General features: G+C 63.5%; 16 protein-coding genes. 6 read left to right on the top strand and 10 right to left on the bottom strand.

All coding sequences use genetic code 11. The features are described from left to right. Positions 1-24: 24 nt before the first annotated feature. Positions 25-1,023, bottom strand: a complete 999-nt coding sequence (locus HX613_RS19775; RefSeq protein WP_235346894.1) for a stage II sporulation protein M — start codon at positions 1,021-1,023, stop codon at positions 25-27. 93 nt (positions 1,024-1,116) lie between these two features. On the opposite strand from HX613_RS19775, the gene HX613_RS19780 reads away from it, so the two are divergent. Then, positions 1,117-1,941 (top strand): RDD family protein, encoded by an 825-nt coding sequence (locus HX613_RS19780; protein ID WP_235346895.1) that lies wholly within the window; start codon positions 1,117-1,119, stop codon positions 1,939-1,941. Between the two features lie 92 nt (positions 1,942-2,033). Here HX613_RS19780 and ahcY read toward each other — a convergent pair whose 3' ends face one another. From ahcY to HX613_RS19795, 3 genes are read right to left on the bottom strand one after another with little or no spacing between them, the layout of a single operon-like run. Next, positions 2,034-3,494, bottom strand: a complete 1,461-nt coding sequence (gene ahcY, locus HX613_RS19785) for an adenosylhomocysteinase (RefSeq protein ID WP_235346896.1) — start codon at positions 3,492-3,494, stop codon at positions 2,034-2,036. 44 nt (positions 3,495-3,538) lie between these two features. Beyond that, positions 3,539-5,023 carry a phosphomannomutase/phosphoglucomutase gene (gene manB, locus HX613_RS19790; protein ID WP_235346897.1) on the bottom strand — a complete coding sequence of 495 codons (1,485 nt, stop codon included), beginning with the start codon at positions 5,021-5,023 and terminating at the stop codon, positions 3,539-3,541. After that, positions 5,020-5,370: a DUF3499 family protein gene (locus HX613_RS19795; RefSeq protein ID WP_235346898.1), complete on the bottom strand. Its 351-nt coding sequence runs from the start codon at positions 5,368-5,370 to the stop codon at positions 5,020-5,022. The genes manB and HX613_RS19795 overlap by 4 nt, the downstream gene beginning before the upstream one ends. A gap of 130 nt (positions 5,371-5,500) precedes the next feature. Here HX613_RS19795 and HX613_RS19800 point away from each other — a divergent pair, with 130 nt between their 5' ends. After that, on the top strand, positions 5,501-5,860 hold the full coding sequence (locus tag HX613_RS19800; protein WP_143921227.1) for a metallopeptidase family protein: 360 nt from the start codon (positions 5,501-5,503) through the stop codon (positions 5,858-5,860). Here the strand turns inward: HX613_RS19800 and HX613_RS19805 are convergent. From HX613_RS19805 to HX613_RS23110, 3 genes are read right to left on the bottom strand one after another with little or no spacing between them, the layout of a single operon-like run. Continuing rightward, on the bottom strand, positions 5,857-7,314 hold the full coding sequence (locus tag HX613_RS19805) for a DUF5719 family protein (RefSeq protein WP_235346899.1): 1,458 nt from the start codon (positions 7,312-7,314) through the stop codon (positions 5,857-5,859). The genes HX613_RS19800 and HX613_RS19805 overlap by 4 nt on opposite strands. After that, positions 7,311-10,436 (bottom strand): glycosyl transferase, encoded by a 3,126-nt coding sequence (locus HX613_RS19810; RefSeq protein ID WP_235346900.1) that lies wholly within the window; start codon positions 10,434-10,436, stop codon positions 7,311-7,313. Before HX613_RS19810 ends, HX613_RS19805 begins: the two co-directional genes overlap by 4 nt. Then, a complete protein-coding gene (locus HX613_RS23110) occupies positions 10,433-10,825 on the bottom strand; it encodes a WhiB family transcriptional regulator (protein WP_442862623.1) in 393 nt (130 codons plus the stop codon). The genes HX613_RS19810 and HX613_RS23110 overlap by 4 nt, the downstream gene beginning before the upstream one ends. A 548-nt stretch (positions 10,826-11,373) precedes the next feature. Here HX613_RS23110 and HX613_RS19820 point away from each other — a divergent pair. The 4 genes from HX613_RS19820 (at position 11,374) to HX613_RS19835 (ending at position 14,708) form a co-directional block, all read left to right on the top strand. Beyond that, on the top strand, positions 11,374-12,501 hold the full coding sequence (locus HX613_RS19820; protein WP_235346901.1) for a coenzyme F420-0:L-glutamate ligase: 1,128 nt from the start codon (positions 11,374-11,376) through the stop codon (positions 12,499-12,501). Positions 12,502-12,582: 81 nt separating this feature from the next. Continuing rightward, a complete protein-coding gene (locus HX613_RS19825; RefSeq protein WP_235346902.1) occupies positions 12,583-13,275 on the top strand; it encodes a hypothetical protein in 693 nt (230 codons plus the stop codon). Further along, positions 13,263-14,033 (top strand): CoA transferase subunit A, encoded by a 771-nt coding sequence (locus HX613_RS19830; protein ID WP_235346903.1) that lies wholly within the window; start codon positions 13,263-13,265, stop codon positions 14,031-14,033. Before HX613_RS19825 ends, HX613_RS19830 begins: the two co-directional genes overlap by 13 nt. Positions 14,034-14,042: 9 nt before the next feature. Next, complete coding sequence (locus HX613_RS19835; protein ID WP_235346904.1) at positions 14,043-14,708, top strand: CoA transferase subunit B; 666 nt, start codon at positions 14,043-14,045, stop codon at positions 14,706-14,708. A 431-nt stretch (positions 14,709-15,139) separates the two neighbouring features. Here HX613_RS19835 and manA read toward each other — a convergent pair whose 3' ends face one another. The 3 genes from manA to HX613_RS19850 all read right to left on the bottom strand — a co-directional run bounded on the left by manA (position 15,140) and on the right by HX613_RS19850 (position 21,478). Then, entirely contained in the window at positions 15,140-16,492 is a 1,353-nt protein-coding gene (manA, locus tag HX613_RS19840; protein WP_235346905.1) for a mannose-6-phosphate isomerase, class I, read from the bottom strand. A gap of 316 nt (positions 16,493-16,808) precedes the next feature. Continuing rightward, positions 16,809-19,694: an NlpC/P60 family protein gene (locus tag HX613_RS19845; protein WP_235346906.1), complete on the bottom strand. Its 2,886-nt coding sequence runs from the start codon at positions 19,692-19,694 to the stop codon at positions 16,809-16,811. A 263-nt stretch (positions 19,695-19,957) separates the two neighbouring features. Then, positions 19,958-21,478, bottom strand: a complete 1,521-nt coding sequence (locus HX613_RS19850) for an LCP family protein (RefSeq protein ID WP_235346907.1) — start codon at positions 21,476-21,478, stop codon at positions 19,958-19,960. Between the last annotated feature and the right edge of the window lie 131 nt (positions 21,479-21,609).

The raw sequence follows: 21,609 nt of genomic DNA on the forward strand, positions 1-21,609 counted from the left end.
CTGACCAGCCGGTGGTGAGGCTCTCTACCGGTCGGTGGCGAGGATTGAGTAGCCAGCCTGGTGATCGTCGAGGTCGGCGCTGAGCCCGGCCGTGGCGGCACGCTTGCCGAAGTACCAGGCATAGGCGATGACCAGCGCGGTATAGGCCACGCCGATGGCGATCTTCAGCGCCGGTGGAATCGGGTTCGGGGTGACGAACCCTTCGATGAGTCCCGAGATGAACAACATGATGACCAGACCACCGGCGACGGTCAGCAGCGACCTGGCCTCCGAAGCGAGCTTATTCCGCCGCAGCTGCGGCCCCGGCACCACCCAGGCGAAGAACAGTCTCAGTCCCGCCGCGGCGGCGAGGATGATGCAGCTGATCTCGGGGATTCCGTGCGGGAGGATGTATAGGAAGAAGTCGGAGCCGCGGTCGAACTCGAACATCATCGCACCGGAGAAGCCGACGTTGACTGCGTTGGAGAACAGCCCCGAGACGACGAAGACTCCGGTGATGCCCAAGAGCACGAACTGCACGGCGATCCACGCGTTGTTCGTCCACACCCCTACTGCGAAGAAGCCGTTCGGGTTCTCTTTGTAGTAATCGACGAAATCATGTTCGGCGAACTGTTTGCGGAAGGCGTGGTCGCCGAAGGTCTCGAGGACCTCCGGGTGCATGCCAGCCCAGATGCCGGCCAAGCTCGCCACCGCCAGGAAGCACACGGCGACGATGAGGAAGTCCCACCTCAGCCGGTAGATCGAAAGGGGCAGACTGATGACGAAGAAGCGAGAAAGTCCGCTCAACCCGCCGGCGGGAACTGCCGAGAGATGGTTGCGTGAGCGGTGGACGATCGCCGACAGCCGCGCAGCCTCCAAAGAGTCAGGGGCCACCGTCATGATCCGCGACAGATCCTTCGAGGCGTCTCGATAGAGTTCGAGGAATCTGCGCGTCTGGGCCGGACTGAGCGTGTTCTTCTTCGCCAGAATGGACAGTTCTCGCCACTCGTCGCCGTGCAGTTCGGCCAGCAGATTCGGGTCCATGGTTCAACCCTATCGGAGAGTCCTCCCGACCAGAATCGGTGTCCCAGGCGATCCACCATGAAGTGGCGATGCGAATTATGACAGGATGGATTAGTGAGTACTTTGGTGACGGGTGAAGCCGTCGAGCTGAGCATCCAGCCCGCGGCCCTGGCGGCGCGCGCATTGAGCTGCCTCATCGACTACATCGTCTACTCGATCGTCAACATCGGTCTCATCATCGCCATGTTCTGGTTCCTGCTTCAGGTCCTCGGCGTCAATGAACTCCTGCTGACATCGGTCATGACCATCATGAGCATCTCCGTGTTCGTGCTCCTTCCGATGATCATCGAAGTCCTCACCCATGGCCGCTCGATCGGCAAGCTCGCCCTCGGGCTGCGCGTCGTCCGCGACGACGGTGGAGCCGTGCGAGCCAGGCATTCCTTCATCCGCGCCATTCTCTGGCCCTTCGAGATCCTCTCGACCGGTGGTGGGCTGGCTGCCCTCTCCGGACTGGTCTCGCCGCAGTCCAAGCGCCTCGGCGACTATATGGCCGGGACGATGGCCGTCAGCGAACGCACCGCCCCACTCCAACCGGTTCGCACGCATGTCTCACCACACCTACAGAATTGGCTGGCGGAGACCGACATCGCCACTCTGCCTGCCGGACTGCACCGACGGGTGGTGCAGTTCCTGTCGATGGCGGAGAACCTGGGCCGCGAATCGCGCTGGGAGCGGGCCAAGGAGCTCGCCACCGAACTCAATCCCTATGTCGCACCGGCTCCGCCGGAGGGGACGATGCCCGAACAGTTCCTGTCAGCGGTCATCCACCGTCAACGGTCCGCAGAATTCGCGAAACAGCAACGCCGCAGTGAACAGTCCCAAGCCTTCCGCGCAGGAGTCAACACCCTCCCACATGGACTGAGCCTGCAGAGCCGCTGACGGTCTCACGTCAGCGCCTACCATTCAGATGCACAGACGTTCGGGCCCGCCCCCTTTGCTTGGGTGCGGGCCCGAAGGCACCTCAGGGAGCCTCAGTACCGGTAGTGCTCGGGCTTGTAGGGCCCGGCGACGTCGACTCCGATATATTCGGCCTGTTCCTTCGACAGTTCGGACAGATTCGCTCCGAGAGCAGGCAGGTGGAGGCGAGCGACCTTCTCGTCGAGTTCCTTCGCCAGCCTGTGCACATCATTGTCGTAGCGATCGGGGCTGACCCAGAGTTCGATCTGGGCGAGCACCTGATTGGTGAACGAGGCGCTCATCACGAACGAGGGATGGCCTGTCGCGTTGCCCAGGTTGAGCAGGCGTCCTTCGGAGAGGACGAGGAAATCCGTCTGCGCACGGTCCAGACCCAGTTCGGTGGGGACGGGAACGCGCCATTCGTGGACCTGCGGCTTGATCTCGACCTTGGAGACTCCGGAGAGCTTGGCCAGTCCGGCCAGATCGATCTCATCGTCGAAGTGTCCGACGTTGCCGACGATCGCTCCGGGCTTGAGGCTTTGGAGCACCTCGACGCCGACCACACGAGTGTTGCCGGTGGTCGTGATGATGATGTCAGCGCTCGGTGCCACCGTAGCGAGATGGTCGACCTGGTAGCCGTCCATCGTCGCCTGCAGGGCGCAGATCGGGTCGATCTCCGTGACGATGACCCTGGCACCCTGACCACGCAGCGCCTCGGCGGCTCCCTTGCCGACGTCACCATATCCGACGACGACGGCGATCTTGCCGCCGATGAGGACATCGGTGGCGCGGTTGAGGCCATCGGGCAGGGAATGGCGGATCCCGTAGCGGTTGTCGAACTTCGACTTCGTCACCGAATCGTTGACGTTGATGGCAGGGAATGGAAGGTTCCCTTCCTCTGCCAGTCGGTAGAGGCGATTGACTCCCGTCGTAGTCTCCTCGCTGACGCCCTTGATGCCGGCAGCCATACGACCGAAGCGGCCGGGTGAAGCCTCGAGCGACTTCCGAACCTGTGCCAGTAGGACCTTGAACTCCTCCGGGTCGTCCTCGCCCGCGGTGGGCACTCCCCCGTCGACTTCGGCCTGGGCGCCCTTGAGGACGTACATGGTGGCGTCACCACCGTCGTCGAGGATGAGGTTCGCGCCCTCATCGAAGTCGAAGATCCTGTCCGCGGCCCACCAGTACTCTTCGAGGGTCTCACCCTTCCAAGCGAAGACCGGCACACCGGCTGGGGCATCGACGCTGCCGGTGCCGACGACGACAGCGGCAGCTGCCTCGTCCTGAGTGGAGAAGATATTGCAGCTGGCCCAACGCACCTGTGCCCCGAGTGCGACGAGGGTTTCGATGAGCACGGCAGTCTGCACCGTCATGTGCAGGCTGCCGGCGATGCGGGCTCCCGTCAGCGGCTTGCCCTGGCCGAATTCTTCGCGCAGTGCCATGAGTCCTGGCATCTCTCGTTCGGCGAGTCGGATCTGGTGTCGGCCGGCCTCGGCCAGACTCAGATCGGCAACCTTGAAGTCGGTGGAATCGAGCACGGTACCTCCATCGGGAACGGAAACTGTTGTCGTCTGTCTCGAGTCTATTGCCTGCGAGCCTCGACGAACTCACTGACCCGAGCGGTCAGTTCGCGCAGGCTCTGCGGATCGCTGGCTTCGACATTGAGTCGCACCAGGGGCTCCGTGTTCGACTTGCGCAGGTTGATCCACCAGTCGTCTCCCTGCAGCCCGATGCCGTCGAGATCGTCGACCGTGTTGGTCGGAAAGTGACCGGACTCGGACGAGAAGGCGCTGAGGACCGAATCGGGATCGGCCACGGTGAAGTTGATCTCTCCCGACTGGACGTAGAGGTCGTAGTCGGCGACGAGTCGTGACGCCGGTGCCCCGGTCTTCGCCAAGGCGGCGATCAGGTGGCAGGCCGCGAGCATGCCGGAGTCCGCACCGTAGAACTCATCGAAGTAGAAGTGAGCGGAGTGTTCGCAGGCAAAGACGGCATGTTCGGTGCGCATGAGGGTTTTGATGCCCGAATGCCCGACCTTCGAACGCACGGCCCGCCCGCCGGCGGCTGCGATCGTGGCCGGAACGCTGCGGGAGGTGATGAGATTGTGGATGACCACCGGTTCAGCGACGCCTGCGGCCCTGGAGCGAACGATCTCGCGTTCGGCGACGAGCGCGCCCACGGCCGAGGGCGACATGGTCGCTCCGGTTTCGTCGATGAAGAAGCAGCGATCGGCATCCCCGTCGAAGGCCAGCCCCAAATCCGCCCCCTGGTCGAGCACTGCACGGGAGACGTCGAGGAGGTTCTCCGGCTTCAGCGGGTTCGCCTCATGGTTGGGGAACGTGCCGTCGAGTTCGGGGAACAGCCCGATGACGTCGAAGGGCACACTCGCGTAACCGGAATCGGTGCCGAAGACCTCTCCGAGGAGTTTGCCCGCCATGCCGTTGCCGCAGTCGACGACGATCTTCAGGCCTGTGACCTCATCGACGTGGGTCAGCGTCCGGATGCGTTCGACGTAGCGTTTGCGCATCTCCGCGGCGGCAGCGCCGTCGACGTCGACCTCAGGTGCACAGCTGCGGAAGGTGTCAGCGGCGACATGTGCCGGCGCCAGCGGTGCCAAATCCTTGATCCGTCCCAGTCCAGAGGCGAGGCTGACTCCTGCGGCACGTGGCCCGCAGATCTTGATCCCGTTGTAGTCGGCCGGGTTGTGACTTGCGGTGATCATCGCACCCGGCAGATCGAAGATCCCGGAGGCGAAGTACAGCTGGTCGGTCGAGCACAGACCCAACAGCACCGCTCGATATCCGGCCGCCTCGATGCCGGCGGCGAAGGCCTGAGCGAAACCGGGTGAACTGGGCCGCATATCGTGTCCCACGACCACCTCGGCGCTCGAATGGAGTTCCGACATGGCTGTGGCGGTGGCCCAGCCGAGGGCGTAGAGCACATCGGCATCGAGCTGGTCGGGGATTCGGCCGCGGATGTCATAGGCACCGACTGCGGGTGCGAGTGCGGCGGTGCGGGCGGCGACGAGTTCGGGACCGGGTTCGACGCCGGACGTGGACTCGGTCATGAGTCGCCGATGATGCGCAGGTGACCGTGTTTGCGGCCCGGCATCGATCCGTCGCTTCGACCCTCGGAGGTCGAGGTCGACCTGGTCGACGATGCCGACGCAGCCTCACCTGCTCTGACACCCTCTCCGGGACGTCCAGCAGCTTCCCGGACGGCGTCGGCGATGGCCAACAGATCGTCATGGGTGCGCTCGGGTGGGGCTTGTTCACCTTCGATGCGGATGAGCTGCCAACCCACAGGCGGGGTCAGTTTCGCGGCATGGTCGGCGCACAGGTCATGGGCACCGGGCTCGGCGCGACGCGACAGCGGACCGATGACGACACAGGCATCAGCGTGCACGTACGTCATGGTGGCTGCGGCACTGCGCGAGCAGCTGACTTTTGAACACAATCTCACGGCTGACACAGTCAACCACTTTACACGCGAGCACCGCCTGTCTTGGTCAGCCAGGGCCGTATGGTCAGTACAATATTGACTCATGAGTACCAGGCGTCATCGTGATCGGCACGGCCGCGGACTGCGGTCCCCGCTGTTCCTGGCCGACGTCCCCGCGCGTCTGCGTCGGGCGGAGAGCTTTGCCCGTGTCGCCGCCGAGGAGTTCGCCCGTTTCCGGGCGCAGGAACCGGCGCTGCTCGCCGAGGTGGTGCTGGCCATTGATGCGGTCCCACCGGCGAGCTCCACCGAGCCCGCCTTCGGCCGGGTCTTCCCGGCCACCGCGAACAGGCACACGCACATCGTCCTCTACCGGCGAGTCATCGAATATCACAGCAGCGGGCAACGGGACTCGCTCATCGCCGAAGTCGTCGCCGACCAGGTCGAGATCCTCAGGAATTCCTAGCCGAGGCGGATGTCGCGGTAGGCCACGCCGGCAGGTGCCGGGGCCGGCTGCACCGCGGAGATCCCTGAGTCCGTGGTGACCACATAGCTGGCGTGGACACCGTCGGACTGGGAACCTGAGGCGTTCTCACCGCTGATGACGATGGCACGGACTGCGTCTGGGGAGACCTCGGCCGGGCTGAATTCGGTGGTTCCGGTGGGATTGAGGTCAATCGACTGGGCCTCCGTGAGCGAACCGTCGTCGAGCATGCCTCTCACCTGCACCTGCCCCTGCCCTGGTGAGAGGTACAGCTTCCCGGTGCCTGTGCGCGGCAGAGCCATGACCTGGGAGTCGGCGAGGGTGTCGGTGGCGTTGATGCTTCCGAAGTCCGCGCTGCCCTTCTTCCCGTCCTGACCGATGAATGCGCTGGCCTGAATGGCTTGGTCCGAATCGAGGACGACGCTTGTGGCGTCAAGATCGCCGAGGTCGGCCTCGGCGACTCCGTGTGCGACAACGGTCATCGACGAACGGGGAATGTCGATCTCCCCGTCTGGTCCATAGGCTTTGAGCGATACCTCTGCCAGGTCATCGCCCGGGTTGGCCACGCGCAGGCGTGCGTCCTTCCCGTCGAGTCCGGTGACGACCTGCTGTGTGTCGGCGTCTGCTCCGCTCGTGGCCAGGTCGATGCCTTTGGGGGTGAGACCGTCGAGCACGGTCTCTTGGAGGGAGCCGGCCACGACTCCCCCGTCGACGTTGACATCGACGGCCAGCGATTCCGCTCCAGCGGCGAGTCCACCCAATCGGATTGCTCGCTGCTTCCCGGCCTTGATGCTGACCTCTGTCGGCTCCCCGCGCTCTCCCGACGGTGTCATGAGTGTGACTTCGGCCTGCACGGGAACGTCGCCGGGATTGCTCAGCAACAGCTGGGAGTTCGATCCTGCTGCGCCGGAGCCCGCCAGGATCCGGAAGTTGCTCGCCGCCGAACCACAGGTCAGAGTAGCAAGTCCGGTGAGGTCTCCGGAGGTGCCTTCGACGGTTTCGACTCCGGTCGTCAGCGCCGGTGCCCCTGGCCGGGCGAACCCAGTGATGAGTTTGGTCTTGTCGATGGGATCATCGCCGGAGACGAAGCCGTCAGAGCTGGGGTTGTCGAAGTTCGCCGACCCACCCAGATCCGCAACCTGGAGACGGGCCGCGGAGACCGAGCCATCTGCGGCGCTGATCGGTGCGGAGACGGAGACGGCACGTGTGGACACGTTCGAGTCGTCGACGAATTCCGCGTCGGTGCCCTCTGCCTCGTCATCGGTCAGGAGCGGACCGGGGCAGATCACACGGGTATCGGCGGTGGGCATTCTGACCTGCTCGGGACTGCGGTCGAGTGTGCCCGGGGTCAGCGGAGTCAGGAATGAGGTCGTGGCGACGAGGACTCCCGGTACGGCGATCGCCGCGAAGGTCACGATGCTGCGCATGTGTTTCATGACTTCGCCTCCACAGGATGCTCGGGTGCGGGTTCCGACTTCCGCTCAGATTTCGCCCGAGTCGTTCGCTCGGATGTCGCCCGAGTTGTTCGTGACCAGGCCCGTGTCTGGCGCTGAGACCCGAAGGGGATCGCGACGATGATTGTCAGAAGGCCGAGGATCCAGCCGGTGATGACGCCCGGGGCGAAGAGCGATGAACCGTAGGTGAGTTCGACCTCGCCGCCGGAAGCGGGCAAGGAGTACTCGGAGGCCCAGCCGATCGTCGACCTCTCTGGCTTCGGCAGGTCGTTGCCATCGAGGCCGGCGGTGATGTTGTCGGAGCTGTCGGACACGATCAGGGTGCGTCCGTCCTCACCTGGAGCCACCTCGGCGGTGGTGCCGTGCATCGGTGCGGTGCTCATCGTGCCATCGGGTTCGCGGACGAGGAACCGGCCGCTGTAGGGGGTGTCGACCTGCCACAGGCCACCCGATTCGGTCGGACCGACCTGGACGACTCCGTCGGCGGCGGCCACTGAGTTCATCAGATTCTTCGCATCCGAGTCGACGAGGACGAAGTCCACACCCAGCTGACCGAGGATGGCTCGGACGTCTCCGGCGTCATCGGCTGAGAGTGCCGCGGCGGCCTGAGCGATGAGTGTCTGGTCCTCGCTGATGGGCAGAGGTCTGCGCTCCCACGGCCAGCCACCGACTGCCTCGGCGGACCGGATGGTCGAGGTCCCGATGACGGTCTCATCGGCGGACGAGAGGAGGCGGGCCCGGACTTCGCCGTCGACGACGTCGAGGCCCAGCGTGCGTGCCTGAGTATCACCGGCAGCGCGGTCGGCGGCCAGCGCCGGGACGGTGCCGTGTTCCTGGGAGGTGACATTGTTCGCCGAGGTGGTGCTGGGTCCGGCGCTGACGATGATGATCCCGACAGCGGCGATGGCCACGAGTCCGGACAGACCCCGCATGGGCAGTCGCCGGGAGTTCGTCGATTTCGTCGTCGTGGTCTGAGCCCCGAGCGTGAGCAGCATGATCGCGCCGAGGCTGAGCAGGGTCAGTCCCGCGGCAGGATAGGAGCCGATGAGGTGGAAGGGACCGGTTTGGGCCGGGATGAGGACCTGGACGGTGGCCAGCAGCAGACCCGCGAGGTAGAGTCCCACGGCCCACATCAGGTGTGAGAGTTTGAGGTGAGCTTCGATGAGCGTGAGGAACGCGAGGATGAGCATCGGCAGCACCAGAATCGGTGCCCACAGCTGGAGCATCCCCGAGCTGACGCCGTTGACGCCGACAGCGGACAGGAGATCGGCCAGCCAGCTCATGTCGATCGTCGAGGGAAAGCCGACCGCGAGGAGGTAGCTGGGCGGTGCCGGTGGGGCCAGGGTCTGGCCGGGCATGACGAAGAGCGCGCCAGGGGCGGTCACGAGGTCGACCAGCCAGGGCCACGCCAGGAACAGGGTCGGGGCCAGCAGCCACAGGTGGCGCAGACCGCGCCCCGTGCACACCAGCACCACGGTGAGGATGATGCCCAGAGGAAGCATCAGCGGCATGCCCGCGATCATCAGGAACAGCAGGAGCCCGGCACCTGCGGCAGCGGCGATCGACCCGGTGCGCAGGCTGCGCCGCAGGGCGATGACGAAGAGCGGTGCCGCAATCCAGACGATGATCACGCCGAGGCGGCCGTCGGAGAGCGCGGTGACGAAGAGTGGGGCCGCAATCCACAGCAGACCGGCGAATCCGCGCACCCACCTTCGCTTCACGAACGCGCCCGCGGCACGGTAGGCGGCGATGACGGCAACGATCGGGGCGAGGAGGATCAGGGTCCGGGCCATGATGTCGATGTGGCCCAGGAACGGAACACTGAGGGCTGCGAGGACCAGCTGGTAGGGGTCGGCGGGAACGGCGGCACCGGTGGAGATGTCGAGGTGAGGGCTGAGCAGTCGGGCGACGAGATCACCCATCGTCACGTCGGTGGATCCCAGTGCACCGCCGACGAGATGGCCGGGGCCGAAGAGACGGAAGGAGACGAAGCCGCTCAGTGCCGCGGCCGCAAGGAGGAGATAGGTCAGGGGGCTGCGGAAGAGTCCCGAACCGCCGGTGACCTCGAGGCGTGAGAACGAGTCGATTGCCTCTTCCGTATCACCGACCGGGTTGAGCTCGGTTTCGTCGATCTGGCCCGGGCCGCTGCCGGTGGCCGAATCGGCCTGGGCCAGGCGGGCCTCCTCGGCGGAATTCATGCTCCTGCGCTGGACGGCGAGTTCGTCCGGGTCCGCGTAGAGGGCAGCCACATGGGAGTCGGTGGTGCGTTTGGCCAGGCGGTTGCGGCGAGCGTTGGACCGTCTCAGTCGTGAGGTGGTTCCGGCATCGGAGACGAGCCCGAGGAGTGCGGAGAAGTACCAGGAGGCGGCGCGGACGTTGTTCGACAGGAGTCCCGCCAGGGTGTTCTTCAGCTGGGTGAGGATGAGGAGACAGAAGATGCCGGCGAATCCGGGGGTGGCGAGGCTGAGCCGGTAGCGCTGTTCCGTCCGGATCTGAGATTTCGACAGCGGCGGCAGAGGCGAGGAGCCCAGCTGGGCGGCCGAGTGTGCGGACACGGTGAGTCCGGCGCGTGGGGCGACGACGACTCGGCGGCCGAGGTCGCGCAGTCGACGCGAGTACTCAAGACCGCGATAGGCCACGCCGAGGACGCGTGATGGAGCTCCGATTCTTTCGAGCTCGGTGGTGGAGATGAGCATGCCGGGCAAGTCGAGGCCCAGTGTCTCCGATTGGCCGTCGCGCTGGCCCTGATCGAACTCTCCGTCGGCAACCGGGTTGACCCTGGCTCCCGCCGAGGTGGTGGTGACTCCGGCGGAGACGATGTGGTCTCCGTGCATGATCTTGGGGCCGACGGCGGCGATCGATTCGGTTGCGCCGATGGCGTCGAGCAGCTCTTCGAGGCAATCGGGTTCCGGACGCGAGTCTGCGGTGAGGAACCACAGATGGGTGCTGTCGGCAACCTCGGGGAGTGCAAGTGCCTCTGTGACGGCAAGACCCCCGAGATCCACGATCGGGATCTCGGGGTAGGTCCTGCTCAGAGCTGTTTCGAGCTCAACCCTGCTGCTGTCATCGCCTGAGGCGAGGACAACGGTGACGGCAGGTTTCACACGGCCTGTTTCTTCAGTCGGCGGCGTTCACGTTCAGACATACCGCCCCAGATTCCGAAGCGCTCGTCATTCGCCAGCGCGTATTCGAGGCAGTCTGACCGGACGTCGCACGAGGCACAGACACGTTTGGCCTCACGAGTCGATCCGCCCTTTTCAGGGAAGAACGCCTCGGGGTCGGTCTGAGCGCACAGCGCTTGGTCCTGCCAGGATAGCTCGCCGTCCTCGGCTGCCCCGAGGAGCAGTGAGAGCGGCGATACTGCGGAGTTGTCCGTGGGAAGCGGTGTCAGATCGTTCGGATCGATCGCCAATGGATCAGGCAGAGTATCTGGTGTACGGGCCCCTGGTTCGACGAACCAGTCTTCGGCACTTCGAGAAGTGACTCCAGGCACGACTGTGGAGAAGTCTTCCCTCTCCTGCCTTTTGCTCTGTGCGCTTTGCACGGTTTTCCCCTTTCTCACTCTCAGCTCACCTACCACTGCGAGCTCCGATTCCGGTACCGTTCGAGGAGCTGAATGGTCTGGGTGCGACCGGCTCCCCGGATGGTTCCGGAGGTGAAGCTCGTGCTGACCGTATCAGCGTGGTGGATGCTCGAATCCGAGGATTCGTGCTAAGTGCGTTCCCCTGTTAACTATAAATTACACGCGTGTCATTACCGCCCCGTCAAGCCCTTGTGGAGTATTGCAGTGGGCACCTGCGGTTTAATCGAACACACCTTCACATACACACGCGCCGATAACACCACATGTAGAGACCACTATCTGATATTGACACAACCTGTAGTGAGCGGCTGAGCAAATCTGGAGAATTTCGAAATCATTCGCCGTCAGTGGGAATATGGAGACATGAGAGTCGAATCACTCGCAATCGTCGCCCGATCCCCGCATCTGCCCACTGAATCCGGGCGCCGAGGCTGCCCGACGACGATCGGGACACTTCGATGAATGACCGGCTGCTCACCGTGTATGCGCCTCCCGTCGAGGAGCCCATCGAAGCCGGTTCCGATCTGGCAGCGATCCTTGTCAACGCCCTGCGCCGGAATCGGATCGACCTCAAGGACGGCGACATCCTCGTCATCGCCTCGAAGGTGGTGTCCAAAGCTGATGGACGACTGCGCAGCGTGAAGGACCGGGCGGAGTTCGAGGACCTCGTCAAGGATTCTTCGAATCACCTCGTTGCCGAACGGACCTATGCCTCCGGGTCGACCGTCCAGATCGTGCGCACCCAGTCAGGAACCGTGCAGGCGGCAGCTGGACTCGACCAGTCGAATTCGAGCGGCGCCGTCGTCCTCCACCCTCACGACAGCGATGCTTCGGCGCAGAAGCTGCGGCTGCGGGTCGAAGAGTCCTTCTCCGTGCGGATCGGGGTCGTCATCACTGACACCATCTCGCGGCCTTGGAGGATCGGCGTCGGCGACTTCGCGCTCGGTCTCTCCGGATTCTCAGGCCTCGACGATCAGCGCGGCAGACCGGATGACGATGGCCGGGTGCAATCGGTGACCGTGCGTGCGGTGGCCGATGAGATCGCCGCCGCGGCCGATCTCGTCAAGGGATCGTCACGCGGACTGCCGATGGCACTCGTACGCGGCGCCGGCGGATATCTCGACAACGGCCGAGCCGGGGCGAAGGCCTTGAGCCGTGACCTCGGGGAGGACTGGTTCCGCTACGGCCACGTCGAAGCAATCCACAGAGGCCTCGGGGTCACCGAGCTGCCCGGCCGTGCCGCAGCCGGTGACAACAGTGACGACATCCTCGAACGCGTCTCACGCGCCATCCGCGTCGTCCGCGCTGGAACTTCACGCACCCCCGGGCAGGCTGCGTGGCGGATGCGCATCGAGGGATCCGGCTCCCGGATCACCATGGCCCCCTCCGACTCCCCGGCGACGCCGCAGGCCGGTGGTCCTCCCCTGCTGGAGGCCATGGTCGGCCTCGGGTCTCTCGTCGAGCGCATCCACACTGCGCTCTTTGCCGAGGACCTCAGCGCGACCACGAAGTGGGAGTGGGCCGACGGAGAGCTCGGAGCGTTCCCCCGTGGGGTCCGGATCAATATCGGCCTCCTGACCCCCTGAACTCTGAACTCCTGTCGCACTGAACACCGAACTTTCGTCCCACTGAACATCTCACGACCATCGAGAAAGCAGGTCATCCTCGTGGATCTTTCCATCATCAGCCGCACCGGCGGACCCGTCCTCTTCTGGCGCGGCCCCGACTTCGACCGACTCGACCTCACCGGTCCAGTCGTGGCGAACTGGGTGAACAAGGGCGTCGGCCTCTTCGGCGACTACGACCTCGGCCCTGATTTCACGCTCTTCGTTCCGCTGCCTGCCGGACTGCACTGGCGAGAGCTCGTCGCCATTCTCAGCGTCCTCCTCGCCGACGGTCGCGTCGTGCTCGGCACCGACGGGTCAGCAGCCCCGGATGGTGATTTCCACGCCTTCGTACCGCTGGGCCACGAGGACGATGAGCGACTGGCCGATGCCGAGGAGGTCTTCGTCTACAACCCACCGGCTCTGGCCCTGAGCACACCGGTCGATGAGGACTTCATCGACGTCAACTCAGCAATCCGCGCCTACCCGGACGTGACACCTCGGCGCCTCCAGTCCACCGGGACTCTCATCGTCGATGATCAGGAGGTCCAGTGGACCGACTCTCCGGACGATTCCAGATCCGGCATACTCGTCGCGAACTCAACTCCGTGTCCCGACGAATGGGCGACGTTCCTGGGCCACCTCCTTCGCGGGGGTGAGTCTGTGCTGGCCAACGGGATGGACGAAGCTCGCATTGCGGACCTGGCGGGCAGCCTCGGCGAGGTCCGTGGCAGACTGGGCGTATGGACAAAGTAGTTGATACTCCCGCTGAGGCGGTAGCCGATATTGCAGATGGATCATCGATCGCCGTGGGCGGTTTCGGTGTTGTGGGCGTGCCTGAGTTCCTGATTCGAGCGATCAAGGACCAGGGCGCCAAGGACCTCGAAGTGATCTCGAACAACGCCGGAGTCGACGGACGGGGCTTGGGCCTGCTGCTCGCCGACCACCGCCTCCGCCGGATCATCGCCTCCTATGTCGGTGAGAACAAGGAATTCGCCCGCCAGTACCTCTCCGGCGAACTCGAGGTCGAGCTGACCCCGCAGGGCACCTTGGCGGAGAAGTTGCGCGCCGGTGGAGCCGGAATCCCGGCGTTCTACACGATCACCGGTGCCGGCACTCAGGTCGCCGACGGCGGCATGCCGTGGAAGTACGACGCCGAGGGCAAGGTCGTCAAAGAGTCACCGGCCAAGGACACCCGCGTCTTCGACACCTTCGGTGAAGAGAAGGAATACGTCCTCGAGGAGTCACTGGCTCCCGACTACGCGCTCGTCCGCGCCGCCATCGGAGACCGCCACGGCAATCTCGTCTTCAACTCTTCGGCCAGGAATTTCAATCCCCCGGCCGCACAGTCGGCCCGGATCACCATCGCCGAGGTCGAGAAGCTCGTCGAGCCTGGAGAGATCGATCCCGATGACGTCCACGTTCCCGGCATCTTCGTCCACCGCGTTGTCGAGCTGACCGCGGAACAGGTGGCCGACAAGCCCATCGAAAAACGTACCGTTCGCGAAGCCTGAGGAGCCGAAATGTCATTGACAAGAAATCAGATGGCCGCCCGCGCAGCCCAGGAACTCGAAGACGGCAGCTACGTCAACCTGGGCATCGGAATGCCGACACTCGTGCCCAACTACCTGCCCGAGGGAGTCGACCTCGTCCTCCAGTCGGAGAACGGACTGCTGGGCGTCGGCCCATACCCCACCGAGGACGAGGTCGATCCTGATCTCATCAACGCCGGCAAGGAGATCGTCACGATGCTCCCCGGTTCCTCCTACTTCGACTCCGCCGCCAGCTTCGGCATGATCCGCGGCGGCAAGGTCAATGCCGCGATCCTCGGCGCGATGCAGGTCGCCACGAACGGCGACATCGCAAACTGGATGATCCCCGGCAAGATGGTCAAGGGGATGGGCGGGGCCATGGACCTGGTCCACGGTGCCCAGCGCGTCATCGTCATCATGGACCATGTGGCCAAGGACGGCTCACACAAGCTGCTGTCGTCCTGTGAGCTGCCGCTGACGGGCAAGGGCGTCGTCAGCCGCGTCATCACCGACATCGCCGTGCTCGATGTCTCCGGAGACTCATTCACCCTCGTCGAACTGGCTCCCGGAGTCACCGTCGAAGAGGTCAAGGAGAAGACCGGCGCCGAGGTGAACGTCCCAGACGACGTCCCCACTATCAGCGTCGACGCCGCCTGAGGCACTGAACGCTCCGGCAGCTTCATACAGAGCCGGTGTGAGATGCGGGGCCGTTCTGGGCCGATTCCCTTCGAGGAATCCGGTCCAGGGCGGCCTCTTTCATGTGTCAGGGAGCTTTCACCCGCGCGGATGAGCCGGTGCGCTGGTGCGCGGGACCAAATGCAGATGTCCCCCGGGCCCGGGTGACACGACCAGAGACTTCGCTCCTCGGTGCACCACGCACCGTCAGTCGCTCAACATCCCGTCAGCTGCAAATACACCAGGCAGTTCAGCGACTCCTACCCTCAGCAGCAAAAGGCACCTGAGGAACGAGGTGATCTGCTGCCACCGGTGCAGCGTGCTGGCGGTGGCGCGGCCCAACTCACTCGCGCCGTTCGGCTCGGGCCACCAGCAGTCGCCCAGACCGGCCCAAACCGGCCGGCCCAGGGTCTTCAGGCGAAGGGCAGCGAGGTGTCGAGTCCGGTGGTGGCCACGAACAGGTCTCCGTGGCCGTCTGCGGTCACTGTGGGCTCATTTGCCGCGATGAAAACGCTCTGGCCACGCGTGAGTGTCACTGTGGACCCGAGAGAGGTCAGAGTGATGCTTCCCGAAGTGCACAGGGCGATGCTCGCGCCTCGGCGCTCGACCTGTGTCAGTCGGGGGCACCGCAGCGACAGCAGTGCGAAGTCCTCGGTCGCGCCGAGGAGGATTCCGTCGCGGTCAGGTTCAACCATTCGAGTCTTGGCGGAGGCGAACTTCGCAACCTTTCCGAGCTCCGGAATATCGATGTGCTTGTTCGTCAGTCCTCCGCGCAGAACGTTGTCACTCGAAGCCATGACCTCGATTCCGGTCCCGCCGAGGTAGGCGTGCAACACACCTGATTCCATCGCCAGGGCTTCCCCGGGCTGCAGGTGGACGCGATTGAGCATGAGCGCCACCAGCACCCCAGGATCGGAAGGATAGTCAGCCACAAGCTCCTGGAACGTCTCAGCAGGATCGACGGCTGTGCCTGAACGGCTGATGTGTCCCTCTGGCAACTCTGCCAGATCCTGACCGGCGGCCTCGTCCACAAACGCGGCGGACCGGGCATCTCCGAGGACGAGCTCGACTGCCTTGGCGAAGGCCCTGGCCTCAGTCACCGATTTCAGCGCCGAGATCACGTCTCCGAGAAAGTCCAGGGAAGACGGTGACAATGACAGCGACAGCAGACGCTCGAAGGTTGCCCGCACGGCTTTGCGCGCGCGAAACCCGGCCAGCGCGTGGAATTCGGTGAGGGCGTAGATGAGTTCCGGTTTGGCCGACGGGTCCTTGTAGTTGCGGGTCGAAGCGTCGAGATCGGGGCCCTCGGCCTCTTCCCTGGCGAATCCGATGGCGGCCTGCTCCGGATTCGGGTGAACCTGAATAGACAGTGCCTTCTGCGCGGAGAGGACCTTGAGCAGGAATGGCAGACGTGGTCCGAATACCTGCAGCGAGTTGTGGCCCAACAGACCCTCTGGGTCACCGGCAAGGTATTCGATGAGATTGGGTCCCACAGTGCTGCTGTCCGTCTTCACGTCCAGCGATGACGACGAGCCCTGCTGCACGGAACGGTAGGCCGTGCGCTGCTGGTCAGACTGTCCTATGTCCAGACGGGAGGGGCTGAGGGGATGCGCTCCGAGCCAAAGCTCGGCGCAAGGAGTGCCGTCGGGCACAGTTCCCAGGATCGCTGGGATCGCGTCCGTGCTGCCCCAAGCAAAATTCTTGACCGTGTTGTGCAATCGGCGCACTGTCTTGGTCCCCTTCGGCTGGACTGTTCGGATGAACACACATGCATTCGCCGTGCGTGTTTCTCCACGTTAGCGCGTCCATCTTGACTAATCATGGTTTTCCCAAGCGGCTTCACTGACTGTTCAGGCCAGGACATCTGTTGTTCACCGCGTGGTCAAAGGCCCCTGGAGCGGCACATGAGGTTGACCGCACGAGACAGGCGGGCCAGCTGCAAGGAGAGACTATGGATATCCGGGCCCAAGTCGCAGGTGAACCGGAACAGAAAATGCCTCGCGGCCGGTTCTTTCCAGAACCGACCGCGAGGCATTGGAACTATCTGCCGAGACTTACTCGACCGATGTCACCGTGCTGCCGTCAGCCGACCACGCGAATGACCTTGGCACCACGATCGAGCATCCAGCTGTAGCTGCGCTTCGTCGTGTTCGTCCGGGTAGAGCCCGCATCGTACATCTGCCCCTTGGTCTCAGAGATGATGCCGATGTGGCCTGGGATCCAGATCATGTCGCCTGCTTTGGCCTCACTGGCAGGGATCACCGTGCCGGCGTTGCGCTGCTGGCTGGTTGTGCGCGGCAGTTTGATGCCGTGCTTGCCGTAGACGTACTGGGTGTAGCCCGAGCAGTCCCAGCCCTTCGTCGGTGAGGTTCCGCCCCAGACGTACCTCACACCGAGGTGAGCTTTCGCCTCGCTGACGATGGAGTCACGCTGAGCCTGGATCTTCTCAGCCTTGGACGGCTTGTCGTCCTTCTTGTCCTTTTTGTCGTCCTTGGACTTATCGTCATCCTTGGACTTGTCGTCCTTCTTGTCATCCTTGGGCTTGTCCGACTTGTCGTCTTCCTTGGACTTATCGTCGTCCTTCGACTTGTCCTCGTCCTTGGACTTGTCCTCGTCCTTCGAAGCCTTGTCGTCACCTTTGGCGTCTTTGTCGTCTGTAGAACCTTCCCCGGAGTCTGCAGCCGAACCGCCATCGGTGGCGCTGTCCCCCGGTGGTGCCGACTCATCGGCACCACCGGAAGCGTTGGCATCATCAGTGTCACCCGGACCATTGTTGTCGACTACGCCGCCTTCAATGGTTCCGGTGGGCGAGAACTCTGTAGTTCCATAGCCCTCGGCCCAGACGAGTCGGGCACCTTCGAACAGCTGCTCTCCTCGTCCGTCCTTGTACACCGGGTTCGACGTGGGGTAACCAAGGTGGCCCTTGACGGTACCTTTGTCACCCCAATAGTTCAGGAGCGTGCCGGTGGTGTAATTGGCACCGGTGTCCTTCGACCAGTAGATCTTGCCCTTCTGGAACGACTGCGCCGATCCCCCGTCCTTCAGGCCGCCCTTCTCTTGCGAGGTGGGCAGGCCCAGCTGGGTGACAGCGTCACCCTTGTACGAGTTCTTGATCGCTCCGGTCAGGTGGTACGCACCGGTCTTCTTGGACCAGTAGACGTTGCCCTTCTCGTAAGAGCGAGCACGTGCTCCGTCAACGCCCTTGACATCGTGTTCCTTGCCAGTGGCCTTGCCGAGTTCCTTCTTGTGGTCAGCAGCGTACTTCTCGATAGCAGTCTTGGGCTTCGGCGTTGCCTTCTTGTCGTCGTCCTTCTTGTCATCCTTCTTCTTGTCGTCCTTCTTGTCGTCCTTCTTCTCATCGGACGGCAGATCGCCGGACTTCATGATGTCGGTGACAGTTGAACGGATCTCGCCCATCTTGGAATAGAAGGCGTCGCCAGGGCAGCTGGTGTTCGCGAGGTCGCGGTGCGCGACGACGGTCGACTTGCTCGGCTTGACGCCATCGAGCGAAAGCTTCCAGGCAATCGCCGAGGCGACAGCATCCCTGGTCTTCTTCGGCGGAGCCGACTTGTCATAGGAGCCGATCACCGAGATGCCGAATGTACCGGAGTTGTGGCCGGCCACGTGAGCACCGATGACGGCCTTCTTGATGTCGCCGCCGCGTGCATGCCAGAGACGGCCGTACTTATCGGCGATGACGTTGTATCCGATGTCGTCCCAGCCTCGACCCGACTGGTGGTAGGACTGGATACCGCGCAGAACCGAGGGAACGTCTTCAGCCGAGTAGCTGTTCGAGCCGGCGGTGTGGTGAACGACAGCCTGCTTGACGCTGCTGGCATAGTCGGGGCTGCCGTTGTATGCCTTGGCACCCCACGAATCGCGCGAGCCGATCTTCGGCTTCGGCACCTTGGCGGATTTGGCCACGTTGTTCGTGGACGAGGAGCCGGGGACGTAGTTCTGATTGGTGACCTCGGCCTGACCTGATGCAGCCACTGTCTCGGTGCTCGCGGCAGCCTCAGTCGAGCCTGCAGTCGAACCGGGAGTCGTCTCTGAGGTGTCTGCTGCGCCTTCGGACGGATCGGAGCTCTGCGGCTCGATCTCTACCGGATCGTTCTCGGCCACGGCCGCCGCATCATTGGGATTCTTCTTCGGATCGACGAGAACGAGCTCGGCATCGCTGGGTGCCTTGTCGCCCAGAATGCGCATCTGCACACCGGAGGCCCGGTTGACGGTGAACGGCTCGGAACCTTCGTTCTTCGCCTGCTCCTGCTTCTCCTCGTCCAGCGACTGCCAGTTGCCCCAATCAGACCCGCTCTTGACGCGGACCTGGATACGGATGTTGGACGTCGACCCGGAGAAGGTGAAGCCGATCAGGCTGGGGTTTTTGGACGGAACGTCGAGGACGTCGGAGATCAGCGCGATGTTGACGCCGTCTTCGGTCTTCTGACGCACCGAGCCCGAGATATCGTCGCTGTCCTTCGATTCCTCCGATGATTCAGAGCCCGCGGACTTCTCGTCCTCGGACGCGTCATCCTTCTTCTCGGAATCTTCAGCGGGTGCCGATGGGTCAGCCTTCGGGGTGGAGGCTTCCGATTCAGCGGCTTCGCTTTCACCCTCAGGTGCGGACAGTCCTGCCGAGACGGGGTTGACCGACCCTGTGGAACCGGCAGCAGCAGAGGCACCCGAACTTGCGTTGACGACTGCTGGCACCTGTGTCGAGGCGGCAGCGGTCTGCGACTTGAAGATGTTCGGCAGGTTGCTGGTTGCGCTCTGGTTGGCGACGTTGGCAGAGGAGTCACTGGAATCACGGGCGCCGGGGACGTTGAGTCCGTCTTCGCTCACGCTCAGCGCCTCTTGGGTCACTTCCGGCTCAGTCGACGCCGCGAAGGCAGTCGGTGCCGTGACCGCTAAGGTGCCGACGAGTGCGACTGAAGCGCAGCCCGCGACTGTGGGCAATAAGTATTTCATCGTTACAGCCTTTTCGAGGAAGTCAGGGAAGTTCAGGCCCTGGAATCATCTCACCGTTGGTAGGACGGTGGGTAATCCCAACATCTCAAAATTGTTACACATATACGGCGTGTCAGACTAGCCAAATAACAAAATAACCAAATTACACCGGTGTGGTTCCCAGTGTTTGCAAGGGACACACCGAGGGAAAGTTTTTCCCGAGATCCTGTGCAATTCCCTGCTTCGCACGGCCGGCGCACAAGCTAGGCTGGGTGATCGACATCTCAGGGCACGTAGCAGATGGCTCTCTCTGCGCTCTCTTCGCCCTCGTCAGAGCCGCCTTCACTACCACTTTGCGCGCTGACCTGGGTGGTGCTTCCCGCCGTGAGCCCACGGCTCGCATTCACCCCTGCAAGGGCTCCGGACGCGTCGCCAGGGGCGCCCTGGGCGCCTTTGTCCTTCTCAGCGTCCTTGGATGATTTTTCGATCGTGTCCGCAATCAAGGATCTGGCGGCGTCGAAGTCAGGCTGTGATGGTGTCACGTTGGGCGGAGTGAGGTCAAGCGACTCGATCTTCTGCGACTTGACCTTCAGAGCCAGGTCCACGAAGTCGTCCACCTCGGAGGAGGGAATGTCCGTCGCCAGCGCTCCTGGGGTGGCTTTGGCGATCTCCTGGTACCGAGTCAGAACGGTGGCGGGATCGAGCTGTTTGACCATCGCTGTCTGAACGCAGCGCTGCCGGACCATCCGCTCGTAGTCGCTGGAGAACTCACGGGAGCGGGCGAACCACAGAGCATGGAAGCCGTCGAGTTTCTGCTTGCCCGGTTCGATCCAACCCTTGACCGGACCATGCTCGCCTGTGTTCGGATCGACCTTCGAAGAGATCGGCACCCGCTTACCCGAGACGAGTGTGATTCCGCCCAGAGAATCGATGAGGCTCTCGAATCCCTTGAGGTTGACCATGGCGAAGTACTGGACTTCGAGGCCGGTGATCGCCGAGGTGGCATCCATCGTTGCCTGCTCCCCTGCTCGTTTCGGGTTCTCGAACTCGTCCTTGTGTCGCTCACCTTGCTGGAAGACCGCATTGAGCAGGCACTCGTCGCCGCAGTTGTACCCCTGCGGGTAGTACTGGTGCAACGGCGAGTCCTCGGGGAACGGCACGTTCTCCATATTGCGCGGAAGGCCGACGATGACCGTCTTGCCGGTCTTCGCATCGATCGAGACCAGGGACAGCGAATCCGGGCGGATGCCGGTGCGCCCCTTGCCGGCGTCTGAGCCGAGGAGAAGGATGTTGTAGCGACCATCGACAGGCTTCGCGGCTTTCCCGGAGGCGAAGAGGTCAGCCATCAGTCCGCGCTGGGAGTCCAGAAGGGTCGTGCCCCAGGCCAGCGGGCCGACAACGACGAGGACCAGGGCGCAGAACGCGGCGAGGAAGCGTTTGCGTGCCCTCGCGGACAGTGTGACCAGCTTGATCCGGCGCAAGGTGTCGAAGAGGCACACGATCCAGTTGACGGCGATGACCGGCAGCCAGATCGTGAGGAACGTCAGCAGGAAGGGATTCGTGCCGATCGTGAAGAGGAACTTCTTGTCGATGAGAATCACGATCAGAGCAATGATCGCGAGGATCCAGGTGATTGCGGTGATCGACAGCGAGATCTTGGCCCAGCGACGAGACCGGAACAGCAGCTGCACTCCCCCGGGGATGAGTACTGTGACGAGGAGAAGAATCCACGCCCGTACATCCCTCGTCGGCTGTGAAGCGTACGACGGGTGATGAATGGGGTCGACGTATCTCGTTTCGGCCACTGACCTACCTTTACCTCGCGCTCGTTGCTGTTATGGCCACCCGCGCGGACCTGAAGCCCGCGGCGACACAGACTACTGTGCCAAACCTTCTGGAGAGTCCACTGTGTTCATCCATTGTGGCGCGTGCGAAC

It is taken from the genome of Brevibacterium sp. UCMA 11754, from assembly GCF_021532275.1.
Lineage (GTDB): Bacteria > Actinomycetota > Actinomycetes > Actinomycetales > Brevibacteriaceae > Brevibacterium.